The following is a 2,311-nucleotide window of genomic DNA, read 5'->3' on the forward strand; positions in this document are numbered from 1 at the left end:
AATTAAGGAAGGGGCTGGGGCATTCGTTTGTGGCGAGGAAACAGCCCTTATCGCTTCCATTGAAGGAAGAAGGGGCATGCCTCGCTTGCGTCCTCCATTTCCAGCGACCTCAGGCCTGTGGGGCAAACCCACTTGCATAAATAATGTTGAAACCTTCGCCAATATCGCGTGGATAATCTCCAATGGGGCAGGAAAATATAGCGCCATTGGTACGGAGAAAAGCAAGGGCACGAAGGTTTTTGCCCTCACTGGTAAAATTAAGCGCAGTGGTTTGGTTGAGGTTCCCATGGGCATAACCCTGAGGGAGATCATCTTCGACATCGGGGGCGGGATTAAAGACGAGGGTAAATTTAAGGCGGTTCAGTTGGGAGGGCCTTCGGGAGGGTGTCTTTCCGCTGATCTTTTGGATATCCCAATTGATTACGAGACCATAACCCAAACGGGAGCGATCATGGGTTCGGGGGGAATGGTAGTAGCCGATGAACGCACATGCATGGTGGACCTAGCCAAATTCTTTTTGAGTTTTACTCAGAATGAATCATGCGGTGAATGTGTACCCTGTAGATTGGGAACAAAACGGATGTTAGAGATACTTATCCGTCTCACCCAAGGCAAGGGCGAAGAAGAAGATTTATATTTATTGAGGAATCTTGCCAGGGATGTCAAGGTTGCTTCCCTTTGTGGTCTCGGTCAAACTGCACCCAATCCAGTTCTCACAACTCTTGAATATTTTAAGGAAGAATACGAGGCTCATGTGAAGGAGAGGAGATGTTACGCCGGAGTTTGCACGGATTTAACCGTCTTTGTGATCAAGGATAATCTGTGTAAAGGTTGTGGTATATGCGCCAAACATTGCCCAGTGGAGGCCATCGTTGGGAAAAGAAAAGAGATTTATCACATCGATGAATCTAAGTGTATCAAATGTGGCCTGTGTATGGAGCACTGTCCCTTCGATGCCATTTACAGAGCCTAATTTTATAGGTTAGACATTAATTCATCTGAAGCGAAGAAAGCTCTTGATTTCCGCCAAAAATGCCTTTTTGGTTTAGATTCTGATCCTTCGACAAGCTCAGGACAGGTTTCAAAATACTAAGCACTAAACAAAATCAAATTACCAAATTAAAATGATCAAAACAAAAACCAAAATCTAGAAGAATATTAGTTTGAATTTCGAAGATTTGGATTTTGGATTTGTTTAGGATTTTTAAAGCTTTACTTTTTGGGATTATGTTTAGGCACAGGGCTGATTGTATTTTGGTGCACTGAAAGATGGCGCAGAAAAATCAATTAAGGCCTAAAATGGGGGATTAAAATGAGGGTCAAGGAAATCATGACCAAAGAAGTTGTTTCCATCGCACCGCAAGCTTCGGCTATGGAAGCAGCGAAAAAAATGATAAAGGAGAAGGTGGGTTCCTTGTTGGTTATGGAGGAGGGAAAATTGCTGGGAATAATCAGCGACAGAATCATAGGCCTGGGCGTCTTAGTGCATGCAAAAGATCCGAGAAAAGCGAGGGTTTGTGAATTTATGAGGGAAGATGTGATTTCCGTCTCTCCAGAGATGGATTTAGCCAAGGCAGCGAAAATATTGGAGGAATTGGAGATTAGATACTTACCCGTCGTTGATGATCAAGGTAAGGTCGTTGGAATCCTTTCCATCTCTGATATCGCCTGTTTCGTTCAGAGATATATCGATTGTATTCTCGTGGAATTGGGTGCCAGAGTCAAAAAGAGAAAAGTGAAAGACTAAGAAGTTCAGAAGCTCGGAGGCTGTGAAGCTCAGAGTTCTATGTTTTAAAATTTTTTCCGTGAACCGTGAACTATGAACCGTGAACCAATTGGGTGAGAGGATATGGTTCAAATAACCGTTACCATTAATGGACGGCGAATAAAAACGGAGATAGGCAAGACCATCCTTGAAGTGGCAAAGGAGAATGGGATATATATACCCACCCTTTGCTATGACCCCAGGCTCAAACCCTATGGAGCATGCCGAGTATGCCTCGTGGAGGTCGAGGGAGCCAAGGGATTGCTTCCCGCCTGCGCCACGGAGGTCACCGATGGTATGGAGATTGTCACGGACACTGTAACATTATATGAGATTCGAAGAACCATTGTGGAATTATTACTCTCCAATCATCCCCCCGATTGCTTAGTCTGTGAAAGTGCTGGAAGTTGTGAACTTCAAGATTTGGCGTACAGATTGGGAATCGAAGAAGTTCGCTTCAAGGGCGAGCAGTATGAATACAAAGTTGAGGATTTTAATCCTTTAATTGAAAGGGATCACAGCAAATGTATCCTCTGTGGTAGGTGT

Annotated in this window: 3 protein-coding genes; all 3 read left to right on the forward strand. The window is 44.1% G+C overall.

All coding sequences use genetic code 11. The annotated features are described in order from the left end of the window. Positions 1 to 973: NADH-ubiquinone oxidoreductase-F iron-sulfur binding region domain-containing protein (locus AB1466_04310; protein ID MEW6189321.1), on the forward strand; the 973-nt coding region annotated here is incomplete at its 5' end. 339 nt (positions 974 to 1,312) lie between these two features. Further along, the gene (locus tag AB1466_04315; GenBank protein ID MEW6189322.1) at positions 1,313 to 1,747 is read left to right on the forward strand and encodes a CBS domain-containing protein; all 435 of its coding nucleotides are present in this window, start codon (positions 1,313 to 1,315) and stop codon (positions 1,745 to 1,747) included. 102 nt (positions 1,748 to 1,849) lie between these two features. Continuing rightward, positions 1,850 to 2,311, forward strand: a 462-nt coding sequence (locus AB1466_04320; protein ID MEW6189323.1) for a 2Fe-2S iron-sulfur cluster-binding protein, incomplete at its 3' end; no start/stop codon positions are given.

The organism is Actinomycetota bacterium (assembly GCA_040755895.1).
In the GTDB taxonomy this organism is placed as follows: Bacteria; Actinomycetota; Aquicultoria; order Subteraquimicrobiales; family Subteraquimicrobiaceae; genus Subteraquimicrobium.